The sequence below is a fragment of the Bacteroidia bacterium genome, assembly GCA_040880525.1.
Taxonomy (GTDB): Bacteria; Bacteroidota; Bacteroidia; order CAILMK01; family JBBDIG01; genus JBBDIG01.
On the sequence record JBBDIG010000033.1, the window covers coordinates 57,174 to 75,036 of the forward strand.

The 17,863-nt window shown below is 46.2% G+C and carries 10 protein-coding genes; 5 read left to right on the forward strand and 5 right to left on the reverse strand.

The annotated features are described in order from the left end of the window. The first annotated feature begins 39 nt into the window (after positions 1-39). From recQ to WD077_09395, 4 genes are all read left to right on the forward strand, one after another. Positions 40-2,199, forward strand: coding sequence for a DNA helicase RecQ (gene recQ, locus WD077_09380; GenBank protein MEX0967438.1), 2,160 nt, complete (start codon positions 40-42; stop codon positions 2,197-2,199). 262 nt (positions 2,200-2,461) lie between these two features. Beyond that, entirely contained in the window at positions 2,462-4,249 is a 1,788-nt protein-coding gene (locus WD077_09385; GenBank protein MEX0967439.1) for a T9SS type A sorting domain-containing protein, read from the forward strand. Positions 4,250-4,404: 155 nt separating this feature from the next. Beyond that, positions 4,405-4,782, forward strand: a complete 378-nt coding sequence (locus WD077_09390; GenBank protein MEX0967440.1) for a hypothetical protein — start codon at positions 4,405-4,407, stop codon at positions 4,780-4,782. A gap of 119 nt (positions 4,783-4,901) precedes the next feature. Then, a complete protein-coding gene (locus tag WD077_09395; GenBank protein ID MEX0967441.1) occupies positions 4,902-6,317 on the forward strand; it encodes a T9SS type A sorting domain-containing protein in 1,416 nt (471 codons plus the stop codon). Between the two features lie 55 nt (positions 6,318-6,372). On the opposite strand, the gene WD077_09400 is transcribed toward WD077_09395, so the two are convergent. Then, a complete protein-coding gene (locus WD077_09400; protein ID MEX0967442.1) occupies positions 6,373-9,849 on the reverse strand; it encodes a hypothetical protein in 3,477 nt (1,158 codons plus the stop codon). 292 nt (positions 9,850-10,141) lie between these two features. On the opposite strand from WD077_09400, the gene WD077_09405 reads away from it, so the two are divergent. After that, positions 10,142-10,843, forward strand: coding sequence for an SDR family oxidoreductase (locus WD077_09405; GenBank protein MEX0967443.1), 702 nt, complete (start codon positions 10,142-10,144; stop codon positions 10,841-10,843). A 41-nt stretch (positions 10,844-10,884) separates the two neighbouring features. Here WD077_09405 and WD077_09410 read toward each other — a convergent pair whose 3' ends face one another. The 4 genes from WD077_09410 to WD077_09425 all read right to left on the reverse strand — a co-directional run bounded on the left by WD077_09410 (position 10,885) and on the right by WD077_09425 (position 17,795). Beyond that, a complete protein-coding gene (locus tag WD077_09410; GenBank protein ID MEX0967444.1) occupies positions 10,885-12,150 on the reverse strand; it encodes a metallophosphoesterase in 1,266 nt (421 codons plus the stop codon). A gap of 153 nt (positions 12,151-12,303) precedes the next feature. Further along, positions 12,304-14,160, reverse strand: coding sequence for a T9SS type A sorting domain-containing protein (locus WD077_09415; protein MEX0967445.1), 1,857 nt, complete (start codon positions 14,158-14,160; stop codon positions 12,304-12,306). A gap of 58 nt (positions 14,161-14,218) precedes the next feature. Continuing rightward, entirely contained in the window at positions 14,219-15,562 is a 1,344-nt protein-coding gene (tilS, locus tag WD077_09420; protein MEX0967446.1) for a tRNA lysidine(34) synthetase TilS, read from the reverse strand. 205 nt (positions 15,563-15,767) lie between these two features. Continuing rightward, positions 15,768-17,795, reverse strand: a complete 2,028-nt coding sequence (locus tag WD077_09425; protein MEX0967447.1) for a S9 family peptidase — start codon at positions 17,793-17,795, stop codon at positions 15,768-15,770. Positions 17,796-17,863: the final 68 nt, after the last annotated feature.

Below are 17,863 nucleotides of genomic sequence, written 5' to 3' on the forward strand. Positions count from 1 at the left end.
ACCTTCGATATTATTCCCAAAAAAATAAACTTTGAAACTATGCCTACTTTAAATGATGCACCGGAAAAACTTCAGGCAATTTTTGGTTTTAGTGAATTCCGGGGCAGGCAGAAGGAAATTATAACGCATGTGCTGAATGGGCAGGATGGACTCGTGCTGATGCCAACCGGAGGCGGGAAGTCTCTGTGCTACCAGCTTCCGGCTGTTATGTTTGGCGGGCTTACGGTGGTGATATCGCCATTGATTGCACTGATGAAGGACCAAGTGGATGCACTTCGGCTGAACGGCATAAGGGCAGCATTCCTGAATTCCACATTAACGTTGAGTCAGCAACAAAAGGTAATGCAGTACCTCCGCCAGGGCGATTTTAAGCTGCTGTACATTGCGCCCGAAAAGCTTTTTGCTGATGGCGGCTCTTTCCTCAGGTTTCTTTCCGAATTGAATATATCGCTCTTTGCTATTGACGAGGCTCATTGTATTTCGCAATGGGGCCATGATTTCCGGCCTGAATACCGGCAGCTTTCAGAATTAAAAAAACAGTTTCCGAAGGTCCCGGTGATTGCACTTACGGCTACTGCTGACGACATTACCCGGAAAGACATTCTTGACAAGCTGGAACTAAAGCAGCCGAAAATGTTCGTCTCAAGTTTTAACCGACCAAACATCCACTACTTTGTGGAGGCAAAGGTTCAGCAGGACGGAAAAATGCGGGCTTTTCTGGAACGTCATAAAAACGATTCCGGCATAATTTACTGCCTTAGCCGAAACAGCACGGAAACGCTTGCGGCCGACCTTCAGGATGAAGGTTTCAGCGCGCTGCCCTACCATGCAGGATTGGACCGTGAAGTGCGGGAGCGGCACCAGGAAATGTTTCAGCGTGATGAGGTGCTGATCATCGTGGCCACCATTGCATTTGGGATGGGAATTGACAAAAGCAATGTTCGTTACGTGATTCATGCTGATCTGCCAAAAAATATTGAAGGCTATTATCAGGAAACCGGCAGGGCGGGGCGCGATGGCCTCAAGAGCGAAGTCCTTCTGTTTTATTCGGGAGCCGATGTAATGAAACTGAAGCGATTCGCCACCGTGGAAGACAACCTCCAGCAAACGGAAATAATGCTGCGCAAACTCGACCAGATGTCGGCCTACTGCCAGTCTTTTACCTGCCGCAGAAAGTTCTTGTTGAATTATTTTAATGAGGAACATCCGGACGAATGCGGTTCCTGTGATATCTGCCTGCGTGAAACTGAGAAGTTCGATGGGACGGTCATCGCGCAAAAAGCCCTCTCGGCAGTGGCACGGCTGGAGGAGCGGTTTGGGATCGGCTATGTTATCCTCTTCCTGCGCGGTTCGGGCAGCCAAAAGATTTGGGAACGCCACAAAAAACTGCAAACTTTTGGGGTGGGAAAAGACATTGCTGATAAAGACTGGAAGCGATATTTCCATGAGCTGGTTTCACTTGGCTATTTACAACAGCATCAGCAAGATACCTACAACATTATCAAGCTCACAGAGAGAAGCTGGGAAGTGCTGAAAGGCAGGAAAAAAGTGAAGCTCACCCAATCAGAGACGATGGCCGAGGCAGTATCAGCACAGGAGCAATACGATGAAGAACTTTTCCGGCAGTTGCGGGATTTGAGGAAGGAACTGGCCGCTGAAGCGGGCGTTCCGGCCTACGTGGTGCTTAACGACAGCACCCTCGCAGAAATGGCCACCTACTACCCACAGGAAACTCAGCAACTGGAAGCGATCACCGGCTTTAGCGTCAACAAGGTCAATAAATACGGAGCAGCTTTTCTGAAGGTGATGCGAGCGTATTGCGCTGAAAAAAACATACAGCCACGGGAGCGCAGGCTGAAAGTAAAAGTACGCAGAAAAAGGCAGGCTGCATCCAATGGTGAAAGCACAGCCGCCATTAGCTACCGGCTGTTTACTGCGGGCAAATCCATAGCGCAGATTGCTGCGGAACGCGAACTAAGGGATACCACCATTTTTGGCCATTTGGCACAGGCAGTAGAAGAGGGATTGCTGGACGTGGACGCACTTGTCCCGAAAGAAAAGATAGATATCATTGAGAAGGCCCTCCTTGAACATGGACAGGAGCGGATGGCCCCGGTGAAAGAGGCTTTGGGCGATGATTTTAGCTATGGTGAGATAAGGGCAGTGGCAAGCTGGCTGGTGGGGAAGGCCAAAGTTTAAACCTTACCCTATGGAGCAGGGCGGGCGCGGTTAAAAGGAAATTCCAGCATAACATTTTGGGTACCTTTCCATTAAAATACCAGTAGAATCATAAAAGATGGAATACCTATTTTTTTATATATGAAATATCATCAATTAAACATTAGGAGATGGGATAAACACAATGATTTGGATAAGGATTATTCCGAGTACATTTTATTGCGTAAATTTCGATTTCTCTTTAAAAATTATAATTTTACGTTTTAACAAAAAAATAAAAATTATGATTAGTGCAAATCTACAGGGACTAATTAGGGTAACATCAATTTTAATTTTTTGCCTGGCTTTTACTGGTTCAGGCTACTCTCAAAACATACTGTGGGAGAAAAATTATGGGGGTAGCTCTTCCGAAAATATCAAGTTCATACAACAGACACCGGATGGCGGATACATTGCAGCAGGGGAATCTGCATCCAACGATATAGATGTTTCAAGGAATTATGGTTCGAATGATTATTGGGTAGTGAAGCTCGACAGCTCCCTGACCATCGAATGGGAACAAAATTACGGTGGTAGCAACAATGATATCGTTGGTTCGTTGACGCAATCCAGTGATGGAGGTTATGTAATTGCCGGGGAATCAAGGTCTAGTAGCCATGATGTTTCAGGGAATTTTGGATTTTCAGACTATTGGGTCATAAAAATCGACTCCTCGGGATCCATTCAATGGGAGCAAAACTACGGAGGCAGTTTTTTTGATCACGCGGCCGATATACAATTAACTAATGACGGAGGCTATGTGGTAGCAGGTAATTCCAGGTCCTCCTCAGACGATGTCTCAAATAATTACGGAAACAGGGACTATTGGGTCGTAAAATTGGATAGCGTTGGGGGCATTGACTGGGAGCAAAATTATGGAGGCAGTGGGGAAGACCATGCAGAATCTATCATTCAGGCTATTGACGGAGGCTATGTAGTGGCTGGATGGACTTCGTCCAGTGATACAAATGTTTCGGCAAACTACGGACAAACTGATTATTGGATCGCAAAGCTGGATAGTTCAGGGAATCTGGAATGGGAGCAGAACTACGGGGGCAGTCAATCCGAAATTGCTTACGAAATCCGTCAAACGATGGACGGAGGCTATATAATGGCTGGACATTCAATATCATCCGATAATGATGTTTCGGGAAACCACGGGAATTTTGATTATTGGGTAGTGAAAATAAGTGACTCGGGAATTATTGAATGGGAGCAAAATTATGGGGGATTTGATATAGATAATCTTCATTCGGTTGCGCAGTCAGCAGATGGAGGTTATATATTGGCCGGGCGTTCTTCTTCCAATAGTAATGATGTTTCCGGAAATTACGGGGGCAGCGATATTTGGATCGTTAAACTGGATGATGCCGGCTCCATCCAATGGGAAAAGAATTATGGTGGATCTGATGATGATGAAGCCTATTCAATTCAGCAAACAATAGAAGGGAATTATATAGTTGCAGGAAGGTCCAGGTCCGATGACTTTGACGTATCAGGGAATAATGGTACCAGGGATATATGGGTATTCATTCTGGAAGATACAACAACCGGTTGTACCATAGATACTTCCGTAAGCCAGAATAACAATATGCTTACAGCAAATGCATCCGGAGCAACATATCAGTGGGTGGATTGCGAGCTGGACTATAATCCTATCACCGGAGAAAATAATCAATCCTTTACGGCTCCTGCAAATGGGGAATATGCAGTAATAATAACTGATAGCACATGTACCGATACTTCCGCATGCTTTACCATAACCGGGGTAGGTATTGAAGATGGCGCCAACTCCCTGGGAATAACAGTTTATCCAAACCCTACCGAGGGTAAGATCACCGTAGATCATAACGCTGAACAAGGTCAGGTGGAAATCAGGATAACGAATTCTTTGGGTCAGGTTGTCAGTGAAAATATATTCGTGAGCCCCGGTATATATGATATCGAATTAGCAGGACAAAGTGGAATATATTTCATTCATATTTCAAATGAAAAAAGTGAGAGAACAACAATAAAGGTTTTTAAGCAGTAAGATACTTATCCTCATTTATCTTATCTCAGCCGGGGCCAGGTTCACCACAAACTTCGGCAAAATGCCTCGAAACATAGTCGTCACCGGGCATAGCCGGGCGACTGAGGGGGGGGCGATGGCAATGCCATTAAAAAAGTGATGATTAACCGCCAGTGATGAAGATTATTTCTTCTGTCATTCCTGCGAAGGCAGGAATCTCCTACGCTGGGAGAGTGCTTAATCTGGGGCAAAAGTCCGGTACGCTGGTCGGGGGATTCCGGACATTTCGTGAAAAACGAAATTCCGGAATGACAATGTGTGTGAGGTCGTTTTCTCATTTCTTGTCATTCCTGCGAAGGCAGGAATCTCCTGCGCCAAGAGACTTTGCACGGGAAACAAAACGTCCGGCTATTCAAGTGGGGAATGACGGTGTGGTGGGAATGACAATATCATTGAATGGCAGATTCTTCAGGGCCTATGAATTTGTTGTTCAAAGCGGCTACTCCACTACACAAGCCTGCGGTGATGTACCAGGCCGTCAACAGCGATCCTGACGGAATAATTATTTGCCTAAATTATAAATCAAAAAAATGGAATTAAATGCTGAATGCTTAAATATTGGTAATTTTGATCAATCATTTAATTAAATCATTTACATTTTAATATTATTTTAATGAAACATTTAATAACTGTTTTCCTGAGCCTGACGATCTTATATACAGCAAACACCCAGTCAGTGATTTTTGAGAAGTCGTATGACTTCGGGGATTTGATTTTCTGTACCTCTATAATTGGGACTGATGATGGGGGATTTCTGATAACCGGGGACAGACGGAAGCCTGATCAGACTTTCACGAATATCCTGATAAAAACTGAGGAGCATGGTGACACCCTCTGGACTAAGGAACTTAAATACTATTCTGAATTCTATACAAGCAAAATTATCAAAGCTCAGGATGGCTCCTACACATTTTGTGGAACGATCAGGAAAACCCACTCATCATCAGAAGATGTATATGTGGCGAATTTTGACCAGGATGGAAACCTGAACTGGGACAATGCGTTTTCAATAGGTTTTGGAACGTTCATGGGTATGGGCATACGTGAATTAAAAGCTGGTGGGTATATCCTCTCCGTGGGTTCACCACCTGTTACTCCGGGCTCAGCGGATGCTGGTTTTCTGGTTAAACTGAACGCTGCCGGAGACACTCTCTGGACCCGCAGGTTCGATGCTATTCCACCTAAAAATTACTTTTTACCGGTTGATGTAGTTGAAACCAGCGATGGAGGATTCGTAATGGGAGGTAGCAGCGGTCAGGCCTTGCGTCTGATCAAAACCAACAGTAATGGAAAATTGCAATGGAACAAACATTATGATCATATAAGTGCAGATGCTGCTTCAATCGTGGAAGACAGCAACGGGGATCTGATTATCTGTTCCGTAACCGATTCCATTGATACCACGGGTAATGATATTTATTTGTTTCGTGTTAATAACGAGGGTGAAATGATATGGAATAAAATAATTGGAGATTCCGGGGATGATTATGGATTTAAAATTATACAAGATGCCAAAGACAACGGATTTATAATAACCGGGATGCGTACGCCTGATACTTCAACTGCTTCATATATTTATTTTGCAAAATTAGATGGAGGTGGCAATATTAAATGTGAAAATACCTTCGGGCCGCCAAATTCATTAGGGTTTGATATTACACCAACTTCTGATGGGAATTTGATGATAATCGGTTTTAAGAATTTATTTTCAGTTCCTGATGTAAATAAAATATTTATAGCAAAGATTTCCAATTGCGAAATTTCACGAATGGAAGAAAGGCAGAGATTCAATACCCTGGACATTTTTCCAAATCCTGTAGCTGAAAACATGCAAGTGAACCTTCCGGAGGGCAATGGCAATTTAAAGCTAGAAATATCAGATGCCAGGGGAAAAGTTTTAAAAGTGCAGGAATTAAATTCTTCAAATTCCACTGTTTCAATACGGAATTTGCCGGAGGGTATTTATTTCCTCAAAGCGCATACACGCAAAGGTGAAGTGTTTACCAACAAGATAGTGATCCGGAAATAAGGAATTAAAAAAAGGACCGGAATTTTTATTTTAATAAACAGAAAAAACAAATGCGCTAAAAGAGCCACCTGACGCTCATCCTACCGGTATGCACCGTTTTTGAATCCTCAGATTTCCTGCCTTCGTAATTCAGGCTCATATCAAGACTTTCGCCAAGCCTGCGGTTGTAGAGTACGTTCCAGGTGGCATTGTTCCCGGGCAGCAGTCCCTGCAACATTTCCGCTCCCACCTGGCTATTGGGTATTCCGTTAAAATTAATACGGATGTAGCTGATTCGTACATTCAGGCTGCTCTTGGTCACTACATTCCACGTTACCTCGTTCTCCACCTCGTGGCGGATAAACTGCTCTGGCCCCAGGAGGTTTTCCTGATCGCTGTAACGATACGTGAGCGATTCGCGGAATGCACCTGACGGCTGAAGGGTAAACTTACTTTCCACATTCTGTCCCTCAATCTTGTACTGGCCTTCCGGGGCAAAGTCCGATTCGAAGGAACGCAGGTCCTGCGATAGTTTGGGTTGCCAGGTAATTTTCCTGGAGATATTGTAGCGCACGTTCAGTATCAACTGGTTCAGGGTGCGTGTATCAAATCCATTGATGAGCAGAGTCTTGCCCTTGTTGCTGAGGCCGGTAAGGTCGGCAGCCAGTTTGCGGCCACTACGGTTGTAATATAGCGTGTTGCGTATCTGCGACCGGATGCTGATGAGGCTGGTATCGCTTACTTGCAGGTACAGTGGATTGAATTGTTGCAGATTCTGTTCATCGAGTGTTTTCCGGTCAATCAGCAAATTTGCCTGGTTGCTGAATAACGCAACTTTTCCGCGAATGCCCTTTTTGAGCTTCCATTTAGCAGCCGGTTCTATCCGGATGGATTGGTTGAATTCATTGTGGAAAGAGCGGATGTAGTCATTCGTAGGCAGCGTAAAACGAATATACTCCGCCTGGTCCTGGAAATTTGCCACACGAAATTCGTTCAGTTGTTCCTGGCGATCATTATTATAATCTTCCCAAATATATTCGCCCTGGCCCTTGTCCACTTTTTTATAATAAAACTCCTTTTTCATTTCCTGCCCGGTTTCTATTTGATAATAGGAGGAAGTTGTAACGAAGCCTTTAAAAAATGCGATGTTGTATTCAATGCGGCTAAGAACCGATTGCTCCGGTTCCAGTGTAGTTAATGTATCATTTAAAATATCTATTTGGCGCATGTTCAGGTTCAGCCGCAACTGCCGGTTGGGGTTTTTTTCAAATGCCATTAAGAAATTGATATTATGGCTGCGCGTACCTTGAACAAATGATTGCAAAACGGGAAAATAATCCCTACGTTGCGTGTAGCCCATACGAAAGGAATTTTGAGCGGTATCATGCGATTGCATAAATGCCTCCCATTCATTGTAGCGGAAACTGGTTGTATCCAGTATTTCTGAATCAAGAGATTGGTAGATGGAAACCTCGCGTTCGCCACGGGCACCCAGTACAATACGTGAGACAGGCCGCTTTACTTCCAGGCGCTGCACCAGAAACCGGTTTTCCTGCGGGGTAGCCGGCAAACCCTGATCAACCAGAGTAAGCTTATGTTCGGTAGCCACATCGAATTTCTTCCAGTTGACGTTGCCTCCGAGTATGTGGTCGTTCCCAAAAAACTGGTCGCCCCGGATGAAGGCTGCTGCCCGGTATCGCAGGATCAGGCTGTCCTTCAGGTTTGCCACCAGGCTCAGTGATCCGAGATGCTCGGGAACCTCTGGTTCGGCATCCGTATTCTGGCCTCGCTGGCGGTTCCAGGTACGCTCAAACTCCACGTCACGGTATCTTTCCACGAAACTGAAATCCTGGGAAACGTATTCGTATTCGGCTCGTGCAGTCAGGCCCCAGTTGCCAAACCGCTGTAGTTTCTGAGCAAAAGCCTTGGAACCGATTCCGCCATTATTCTGGTCACCAAACGGGCTGAAGGTATTCTGATCGTTTTGTGAAATCGCCAGTTCAATCCCGGCTTCTGTTCCTTCGCTGGGCATAAATCGCGTGCTGAAGGTGGCCAGTTGCTGCTTTACGGGCGCAATCAGCCGTACGACTGGCTCGTAGTTTCCCTGCGGAATTCCATCCTGTGGCTGCACCCACCGGAATACTTTTCCATTGGTTACATCCGTGGTAAGTATATAATTTCCCCGGTTTGCCCCCACCTCGCTAAAACTAAGTACGAAGTGGGCATTTTCAGGATTTTGAGAAAACACAAACACATCCTGATAACCCAGCGTATCAATTTTTTTGTACTGGATAAATTCATCGCTGTAGCCCACACTGTCAGCCGATGATACAAAGGCATCCATTAAATTATCGCCAGCTTCCCGCAGCACTACTTTATCTGAATCGCTCAGATCAATAAACACCGGTTGGTTTTTATGATCTTGCTCCGAATAAAAGGAAGCATTGAAATTCCATTTTTTGGTGGCGTAGTTTGCTCCGCCATGTACAATGGAGCGCACATAATTGCGGTCAGCATACTGAAATTCCACCACTATGCGGCTGAAGGCCTTTATAGGGCGGTTGGGCGTAAACCGGATCTCCGCTGAGTTATAGTCAATCACGTAATCATTTTGCTCTCCGCGTTGTAGTGCAATGCCGTTAAGAAAAACCTGCTCCGTTCCTGCCACTATTATGACGAACTGTTCCCCATCATTTCCGCGAAGACGGTAAGGACCCTGGTTACCTTCAATTCCTTCGAAAACATTTCGGGCATATTTTCCACGTGATATGGCAAGGTCTGCATCAGTGGTGAGAATGGCCGAATCCTGCGGCTCCCGCTTCAGATCGAATGAAATGCCCTGAGATTTCTTAGCAAATCGCATAAAATAATTGTCGGGGTCATTAATAAAATCATAATCCCCGATTATCACCTGTTCCTGCTTTGTCTTCAACTTAATATACACCCGGTCAAAATCCTGGATCTGAGCTGTGTTTCCTTCCGGCTGTATTGGAATGTTCTGGTCGCTCAATGCAGCGGTAATCTCCACATCCTCGCTAAGCTTCCCGGAGATCTGCAAATCCAGATTGGAATTCAGTACCAGATCCTGATTATTTCCGAAGGACACCCCCCGGCTGATGCTGCCACTCTTGTTCAGTCCATCTCCGCCAAAAACCGTTTCCGCCTCTAATTTTGGACGGTAAGTGTAAGGTTTGAAATTGGGATCATACCTGCGATTAATTAAGGACATGTCCTTGGTAAAGTGGGGTTTAGCAAAATTCAGCGGATAAACCCGGTAGTGAGCTGTTACCGTGTCAGATTCTGGTATTTGATTCCATATTATGAGGCCCTCCTGCCAATGCAATTGGAAAGCAGCCGAATCAATAGTATCGCCCGCCAGGGTAGAGAGGGCAAGGCTTCCGGGAAAAATGCTCAGCGTATCCAGAATCAGGGTATCACCTGCGAGGGGCAATATTCTTTCCCGTTTATTGCTCAAAGGTTCCTGGGCATACACTTCCGGGACAGCGACCACCAGAAAAAGCAGCAGCCGGCACAGACCGGTCAGGACTGGCAAAAAGGTATATGTATTAGGAAATTGAATAGACGTGGAAATCAAGCCGGTGAGTAATGGTAAAAACTATTCCTCTTTTTAATGTGAAATGTAAGACTGGTGCTGAATAAAGGCCTTTTTTTCAATAAACAGGGTTTTGCGCTAAAATTTCAGTTTCAACTAAACCTTTGTAATCCTTTAGTGCCACGGCTGTTTTTTATGCCCTGGACAGGTACCGGAGTTGGATTTTAAAATCAATCAAAACAATCCCACTGTATGCGGTTTTGGAATTCAAATATTAAGAAAAGAAAAAGCTATGAATTTAAAAAATGCAAAGGTGCTGGTTACGGGTGGAAGCAAGGGAATAGGAAAGGCCACGGCAAAAATGCTGGCAGAAGCGGGGGCAAAGGTGGTAATAACGGCCAGGCATGAACAGCCATTAAACGAAGCGGCAAAGGAAATTGGTGCATATCCCATAGTAATGGATATGGCCATACAGGAAGATATTGACCGCAGTTTCGATGAAGCAGTGAGCCACCTGGGAGGACTGGATATTCTTATAAATAACGCAGGAATTGGCGGGCGTGCCAACCTGCAGGAACTGAAACGTGAGGATTTTGACCGGGTTCACACCGTAAATGTAGTGGGAGCAGCGATGATGGCAAAGCGCGCGGCAATTCTGTTTATGGAGCAGAACTATGGCAATATCGTGAACATTGCTTCCACGGCTGCCACGAAAGGCTATGAGGGCGGGACCATTTACAGTTCATCAAAATGGGCGCTGAAGGGAATGACCGAATGCTGGCGTGCAGAACTGCGGAAATACAACGTGCGCGTTTTCCTCATTAATCCCAGCGAGGTGACTACGGCCTTTGGCAGTTCCAGCGGTCAGGAGCGCGAACCTCAGCCCAATAAGCTACGTGGGGAAGAAATTGCCAGCGCCATCCGGTCGGTGCTGGAGATGGATGACCGCGGGTTTGTGCCGGAACTCTCCGTTTGGGCAACCAACCCGTGGTGAAATGAGAATTGATCTTGGGAAACTTTAGGTCAGGCCGAAACTTATCCTCTGCTGAATTCAAAGACCGTGATTTCCGGCCACATTCCTACGCGGCCGGGGTAGCCTAAAAAGCCGAGGCCCCGGTTTACGTAAAGCATCTGTCTGCCTTTTTCATACAATCCCGACCACTGCTTGTAAACATATTGCACGGGGCTCCATTTCAGGCCGGGAATATCAATGCCGAACTGCATGCCGTGCGTATGCCCGGAGAAGGTAACGTCAATGTCATGATACTTTTCTGTTACCTCAGCGCCCCAGTGAGATGGATCGTGCGAGAGCAGCAGTTTAAAGGGTATGTCTTCCGTCCCGGCATGGGCTGTGGCCAGGTTGCCATATTTTCTGAACCTTGTATTGGCACTCCAGTTCTGCACACCCAATACGGCCATTTTTTCTCCTGCACGTGTCACGATGCGGTTTTCGTCAAGCAGCAGCGTCCAGCCCATTTCCCGGTGGATGGCTTTCATCCGCTCCAAATTCTCATGCTTTTCTTTTTCGCTGGGCCATTGGGCGTAATCACCATAGTCATGGTTGCCGAGAATGGAATAAATGCCTTCATCAGCCTGCACTCCCGAGAGTGTGCTCTTGAATCGTTCGGCCTCCTGGCTTACGTTATTCACCAAGTCTCCGGTAAAAAATACCATATCCGCCTTCTGCCGGTTGATGAGCTTTACGGCCTTTTCCAACGGATTATTGGTAGTGAAGCTTCCGGTATGGATATCGGAGATCTGCACGATCTTCATTCCGTCAAAATTGCCGGGGAGGTTAGGCAGCCGGATCTTTATGCGCTTCACCCGGAAGTCATACGCTCCCCTCACCATTCCGTAGAAAAATGTGCTAAAGAGGAATCCACTAGCCATGAGGGCTGCAATATTCAGGAATTGGGAACGAGAAATTTTTGGTCCGGCAATATCACCTTGCTGGATCCGCTCGGTGCCTTCATAAAAAAGATGGACTACCCACTGCATTCCCCGCCACAGGTCATCGGTAAATATGAACAGCAGAGCAGGTATTTTTGAAATATAAAGCACCAGCACCAGGGCCGGGAGATAGGTTCTGTAGAGTTTGGGCCAGGATGTAAAATCAGTCAACAGGGCGGCCAGGATCACGCTCAGGGAAAGGGTGGTGAGGGTCCAGAACGCGGTATAGACGATTCTTCTGGTAAAAAGTGATGATTCATTCGTGACGGTGCGCAGTGCCTGGAAAACGTAAATATCAATGAGCAGCATGAGGATAATGACGACTGCAAGGAAGGGAATGCTTCTGGACAATGGAATTATTTGAAATTAATGGAGGGGAAAAATTTAATGGGAATGCGGATCTAACGGATTGGACGGATATTGCGCGATCTTATTTGTTTTAAATTAAACTTATAAGATTTCGAAATGACCTATTGAATTTTAATTAAAAACTACGAACTGGTTTTATCTTGCTACGACAATACGTTCGGTCATGAATTCTTCACCATTTTTTTCTATGCGGAGAATATAATTTCCGATTTGCAGCGGGGCGGTTGAGAAAGTAAAGAGATTTTCACCGCTCGATACTTCCTGATTTAATAATGTCTCTATAAGTCTGCCACGGATATCGTAGATGTTAAATGAGAGCCTGGCATTTTCGTCCATTTGAAATTTCACACTGAAAAATTCCGGTGAAGGTGTGGGGAAGATGTTGGCCACAGGATTTACCACTTCGGTTTTGTCGCCCACAGAGATCTCTGATATCCAGGTGCCATTTATATTTTGAAAACCTAACCCTCCGCTTCTTTTTTTGCCAAAGTTGGCGGCCATCCAGGCCCTGCCCGGCTCATTATACTTGCGTTGAATCCCGGTATAGTCACCCCATCGCTCATAAAGGCCGCTGACGATATTTACGAATACCTCACCATCCTTCATTCGTTTGGCATCTGAATATTCTCCATCCTTGAAGTAGATAATAGAATTGCCCGGATTAACGGTATCCGATGTGTGATCAAAAGCTATGAGCGCTTCATTCTCCAATCCTACGCCCATGTAGGCTATAGAAGGATATCCGAACTCCAGATAGGGATGGCTTAATACGCGGCCGGTGAGTCTGAATGGCGGGGTCAGGGTTATGGTTCCGTGATAAATAGAGGCAAGCTGCGTTTGCATATCCCTGGTATTTGCCACAAAATGGATAAGGCCATTTTCTTCATAAGCATCCAGAACGCGTCCGTCATTTGTATCGAAATAGTGATTGTTCGGCTGGTCAGCAGTAGGAGGGACGCCATATTTTACGTCCGATCGCAAAGCTGCCACGGTAAGTTCTGTGTTGGGGTCGTCCAGGGTTCCGGTGAGGCGCAGCATAAATATGGTGTCATTGACCAGGTCAAAATTCCGGTTGTTAAGAAAATAAATGCCCGGTCCCATTGGACGGGAGCCGCCCTGCACCGGGCAGACATTGCGCAGGGTAGTACCCTTATAGCGGAATCCGGTATAGTGTTTAAGTTGCAGTTCCTCGTTGTTATATCCACTGTTCATGTTGATTTGCCAGATGACCGTTTGCTTAAAAGCTTCCTGCCAGGGAAGTCCATTCTTCAGCAGGTTGATGGTCAGGAATACTTCATCCTCGGTAATGCCCATCATCGGAAAGTCTGACCAGCTCGTGTCCAGCACAGGATTGCCCGGCAGTGTGTATAAATTCCAGATGCCGGAAGGGTCGTTGGTTTGCGAAAATGCCGATACTATCAGGCTCGTGGAGTCGGTACGTCCGTGCAGGAACATGATGATGAATTTGTCGGCATTGGGATCATAAATTACCCGCGGATCGTACTTGTCATTGCTAAGTCCCAGCGTATCAGAAAATGCGTGCAGCGAAACGCTTTGGAGCATATTCCCCAGTGTGTCAAAAACATAAATTGATTTATTAATTACAGAAACGATTTTGCCTTCATTGGAAATGGCAATGTGGTTATCGTTCGGAGCACCGGGATCATTTAAATTAAAGAGGTTGCCTTCAAAGTTCCGGAGTTGAGTTGCCTCGGGCTTATCCAGCAGTGTTTTGTCGGAGGGAATCGATCGCAGCTTTGGGCCGATTTGTTTTTTGTGTTCCATCAGCCATGCCCGGTAACTTTTTGAACCGGGAACAGGCGCCTCGAGGTTGTAAAGTCTGGGACGAAAATCATCGGTAATAGCCGCCACATTTACCTGACCCATGGGCTTTGCCGTCATTATTTCCGATTGTTTGTAGGTAAAATCTTCCTGCGCCCATAATGCTGTAGCAAGGAAAATGAAAGTTGCAAAGAGGAATATATATTTCATGCTAATAAGCGGTTTACAATGTGTTGAGGAATTCCTGAGATTTCCTGTTTTAGTTCAATTATCGGGTCAGTTTAATTTTCAGGGCTTGTTTTGAAGAAGAAGCAAGCGCGAATGATTGGTCAACGCGCAGCCCGGCCACCCAGGCTATTTTGCCGGAAGAGGTGATGACGGGAATTTCCTGTTTTTCCACCACCGATACTTTCTCGTTAGTCAGGTAATCACTCAATTTTTTGTGCGCATTCATTCCAAAAGGTTGAAATGCATCTCCCGGTTGCCATTGGCGCATTACCAATGGGAATTGCAGTTTTTCGAGATCTAGGTAAGCGACTTCAGGGTTTTTCAGATCCGCAATTGCTGAAGCTGCAACTACCGAAATTTCAAAGTCCCGGTTTCCGAACCGTACATTCTCCATTTCCTTCGTGATTTGTACTTCTGCGAGTTCTGCGCCATTTGCAGGCAGCGGCCGCAGGAAGAGGTATTCCCGGTCACGGATCAATTGATGGGTGGCTGAGGTAATTTTCCTCCCCGGCTGGCTGGTTATCAATTCCACCGCTTCTGCTGCCATTCCTGCTGTAAAACCAAAGGGATGCAGCCATTCAAAAAGGAAATGCTGGCAATGAGGCAACAACTGCAGCGCCTCCAGCGAAATGGTATATCCGTCTTCATGCGGTTGAAAAAGTTCATCCTGCAAATGGTGGAGCGCAGTATGAAACACGTGTTCAGCAAACTGAAGGCGGGAAGCTGTTTCATCCAGGCCCTGGCCCAGGGAAGGATTTATTTGCCGTAAAACGGGCAGCACCTGCAGCCGGATGAGGTTTCGCTGATATTTAAGTTCGTCATTGCTGGCATCATGGCGGGAAGCGAGGTTCTTCTTTTCTGCATATTGCAGAATGTCATCTTTGGAAGCAAAAAGCAGGGGCCGCACAAGCGGAGGATGCAGCGGCAGAATGCCATGCAATCCCCGGATCCCTGTTCCTTTGGTCAGGTTCAGCAGCATGGTCTCAGCCTGGTCATCCAGATGGTGTGCGGTAGCCAGCAGATCGTAATTGTGGTCTCTGAGCAGTTCTGCAAACCATTGGTAGCGCAGTTCCCGTGCAGCCATTTGGGTGGAATGTCCGGGCATTTGCGTCACTTCCTCTTCCCTGAATTTCTTTACGTGGACCTCTTTACCGAGTTGTCCAGCCAGGCGCACTACAAAGGCCGCATCCTCTTCTGATTCTTTTCCGCGTAAATTAAAGTTGCAGTGGGCCATCGCAAAGGAATATCCTGATTTGGACAGCAGGTGACACAGCACCACGGAATCTACGCCCCCGCTTACGGCCACAAGCAGATGGCTGTCATGCGTAAACAGATTTTTCTCTTTAACAAATTCTTGAAAATTTTGAAGGAAGTTCGTAGACATTGGAGCAGATATTAGGTTTTACACTCGCTCTGAAAGTCGCTTATTTTGGGAAAGCTGTCGGAGGGTTAATCAGCCCCTGCCAGCGCATTTCGGACAAAAAACATTTCAATTCCAAATGAGGGACGTTTTTCGTTTCGCAGTTGAAATATAGTTTATTCGGGTATTAATCCTGAGATTTCAATTCCGGAATAATATCCAGCCTGGTTTATTTTAAGTACTCATCCAGCCATTCAAAAAATACTCGGTGCCAGAGCACCCCATTTTGCGGGTTTAAAATCCAGTGGCCTTCTTCAGGGAAATAAAGAAAGCGGCTCGGAATGCCCTGCAACTGGGCAGCATGAAAAGCCTCGATTCCCTGGTTGATGGGAACGCGGAAATCCTTTTCGCCATGAATAACCAAAATGGGCGTATCCCAATTGCCTGCAAACTTATGGGGGCTGAAGAGTTCATAACTCTTGGCCTGCGGTGAGTCCCAGGGAGCACCTTTAACATCATAATTTGCGAAGAACATTTCTTCAGTTGAAGCGTACCAGCTTTCGAGGTTGTACAGCCCTGCGTGAGAGATAAAAGTTTTGAAACGGTCGTCATGGTTTCCTGCCAGCCAGTAGACGGAATATCCGCCAAAACTGGCTCCAATGGCGCCCAGCCGTTCTTCGTCAACGAAAGGTTCTTTGGCCACCTGATCAATGGCAGCCAGAAGATCCTGCATGGCCTGGCCTCCCCAGTCGCCACTGATCTGCTCATTCCATTTAGTGCCGAAACCCGGAAGACCTCTGCGGTTAGGGGCTACCACGATATAACCGTTTGCTGCCATGAGCTGGAAATTCCACCGGTAGCTGAAAAACTGACTTACGGGACTTTGTGGTCCACCCTGCGCATAAAGGAGTGCAGGGTATTTTTTGGCCGGATCAAAATCGGGCGGATAGATCACCCACGTTAGTACCTGCTCTCCATCATTACTGGTGATCATCCGTTTTTCCACGGTGCCCATTTTCATATTGTCCAGCATATCCTTATTGGTAAAAGTGAGTTGCTCATCCTTTCCGTTTTTAGGATTTACAGAAAAAATTTCATTGGGCATTGACATGGAGCGCTTTGTGGCGATCAGGCGTTTGCCGGCTGGCGCCACGGATACGTAGTCGTGAATTCCTTCCGTTAATTGTTGAATTTTTTTATTTTTTAAATCAACTGAAAATATTTGTTCAGTGGCATTTATTACGGCTAAAAAATAAACGGTTTTTCCGTCCTCGCTCCAGGCTGGAGAAGTAGCGCTGTAATCCCATCCGGCAGTGAGTTCTTCTTTTGTTCCGGTCTCAAAATCATATACAAAGATCCTGTTCCGGTCACTTTCATATCCCGGAGTTTCCATGCTCATCCACAGCATCTTTCCTCCGTCAGGAGAGAATAGCGGATCTTTATCATAACCCTCCATGCCTTCTGAAATGTTGGTGGTTTTCTGCGTGATCATGTTGTACAGAAAAATATCAGAGTTAGTGCTTTCTGCGTACTCCTTTCCTGTCACCTTCTTACTGGTGTACGCCACCATCCTTCCATCTGCACTCCAGTCCAGTTCTCCGGCTCCTCCGAATGGCCTGAGCGGAGCATCAAATTTCTGCCCCTGCATTATGTCAATGCCCTCGCCAGCTATGGTCCCTTCAGCGTATCCGGTAATAAAGACGTGGCTGCTTTTATAGTCGCTCCATTTGTCCCAGTGCCGGTACATCAGATCATCAATAATACGGGCATTGGCTTTAGGCAGATCAGGATATTTATCCTGCACGGTAGACTGTGTTTTCACTCTGCGGGTATACATTATGTGTGTTCCGACAGGAGAGTAGCTGAAATTGGCGATTCCCTCTTCCATCTCCGTAAGTTTTGCCAGGCCACTGCCATCCGGGTTTATCTCGAATAGTTGCGGAGCGCCATCGCGTGTGGCCAGGAAACCGATCTTTTTTCCGTCCGCGCGCCATACAGCGTTGAATTCGCTTCCTGTGAGTGAGGTAAGCTGGACGGGTGTTCCGCCCTTTGCATCTAATAAATAAAGATCCGTATTGCCTTTGTTTTCTTTCAGGTCATAATTTGAGACAGGATAAACGAACTGCTTTCCATCCGGTGATACCACGGGAGAACCTACGCGTTTGAATTTCCAGAGCAATTCGGGGGTGAGCGTTTCCTGGGCCTGCAAGGCAACCGTAATCAGCACACAGAGTGCGAGTAACATTCCTTTTAACATATTCTTTGGTTTTGAATTGAGGGCCGAAAGTTAAGGAGGAGAAAGGACTTGTGAATGAGGATTGATCG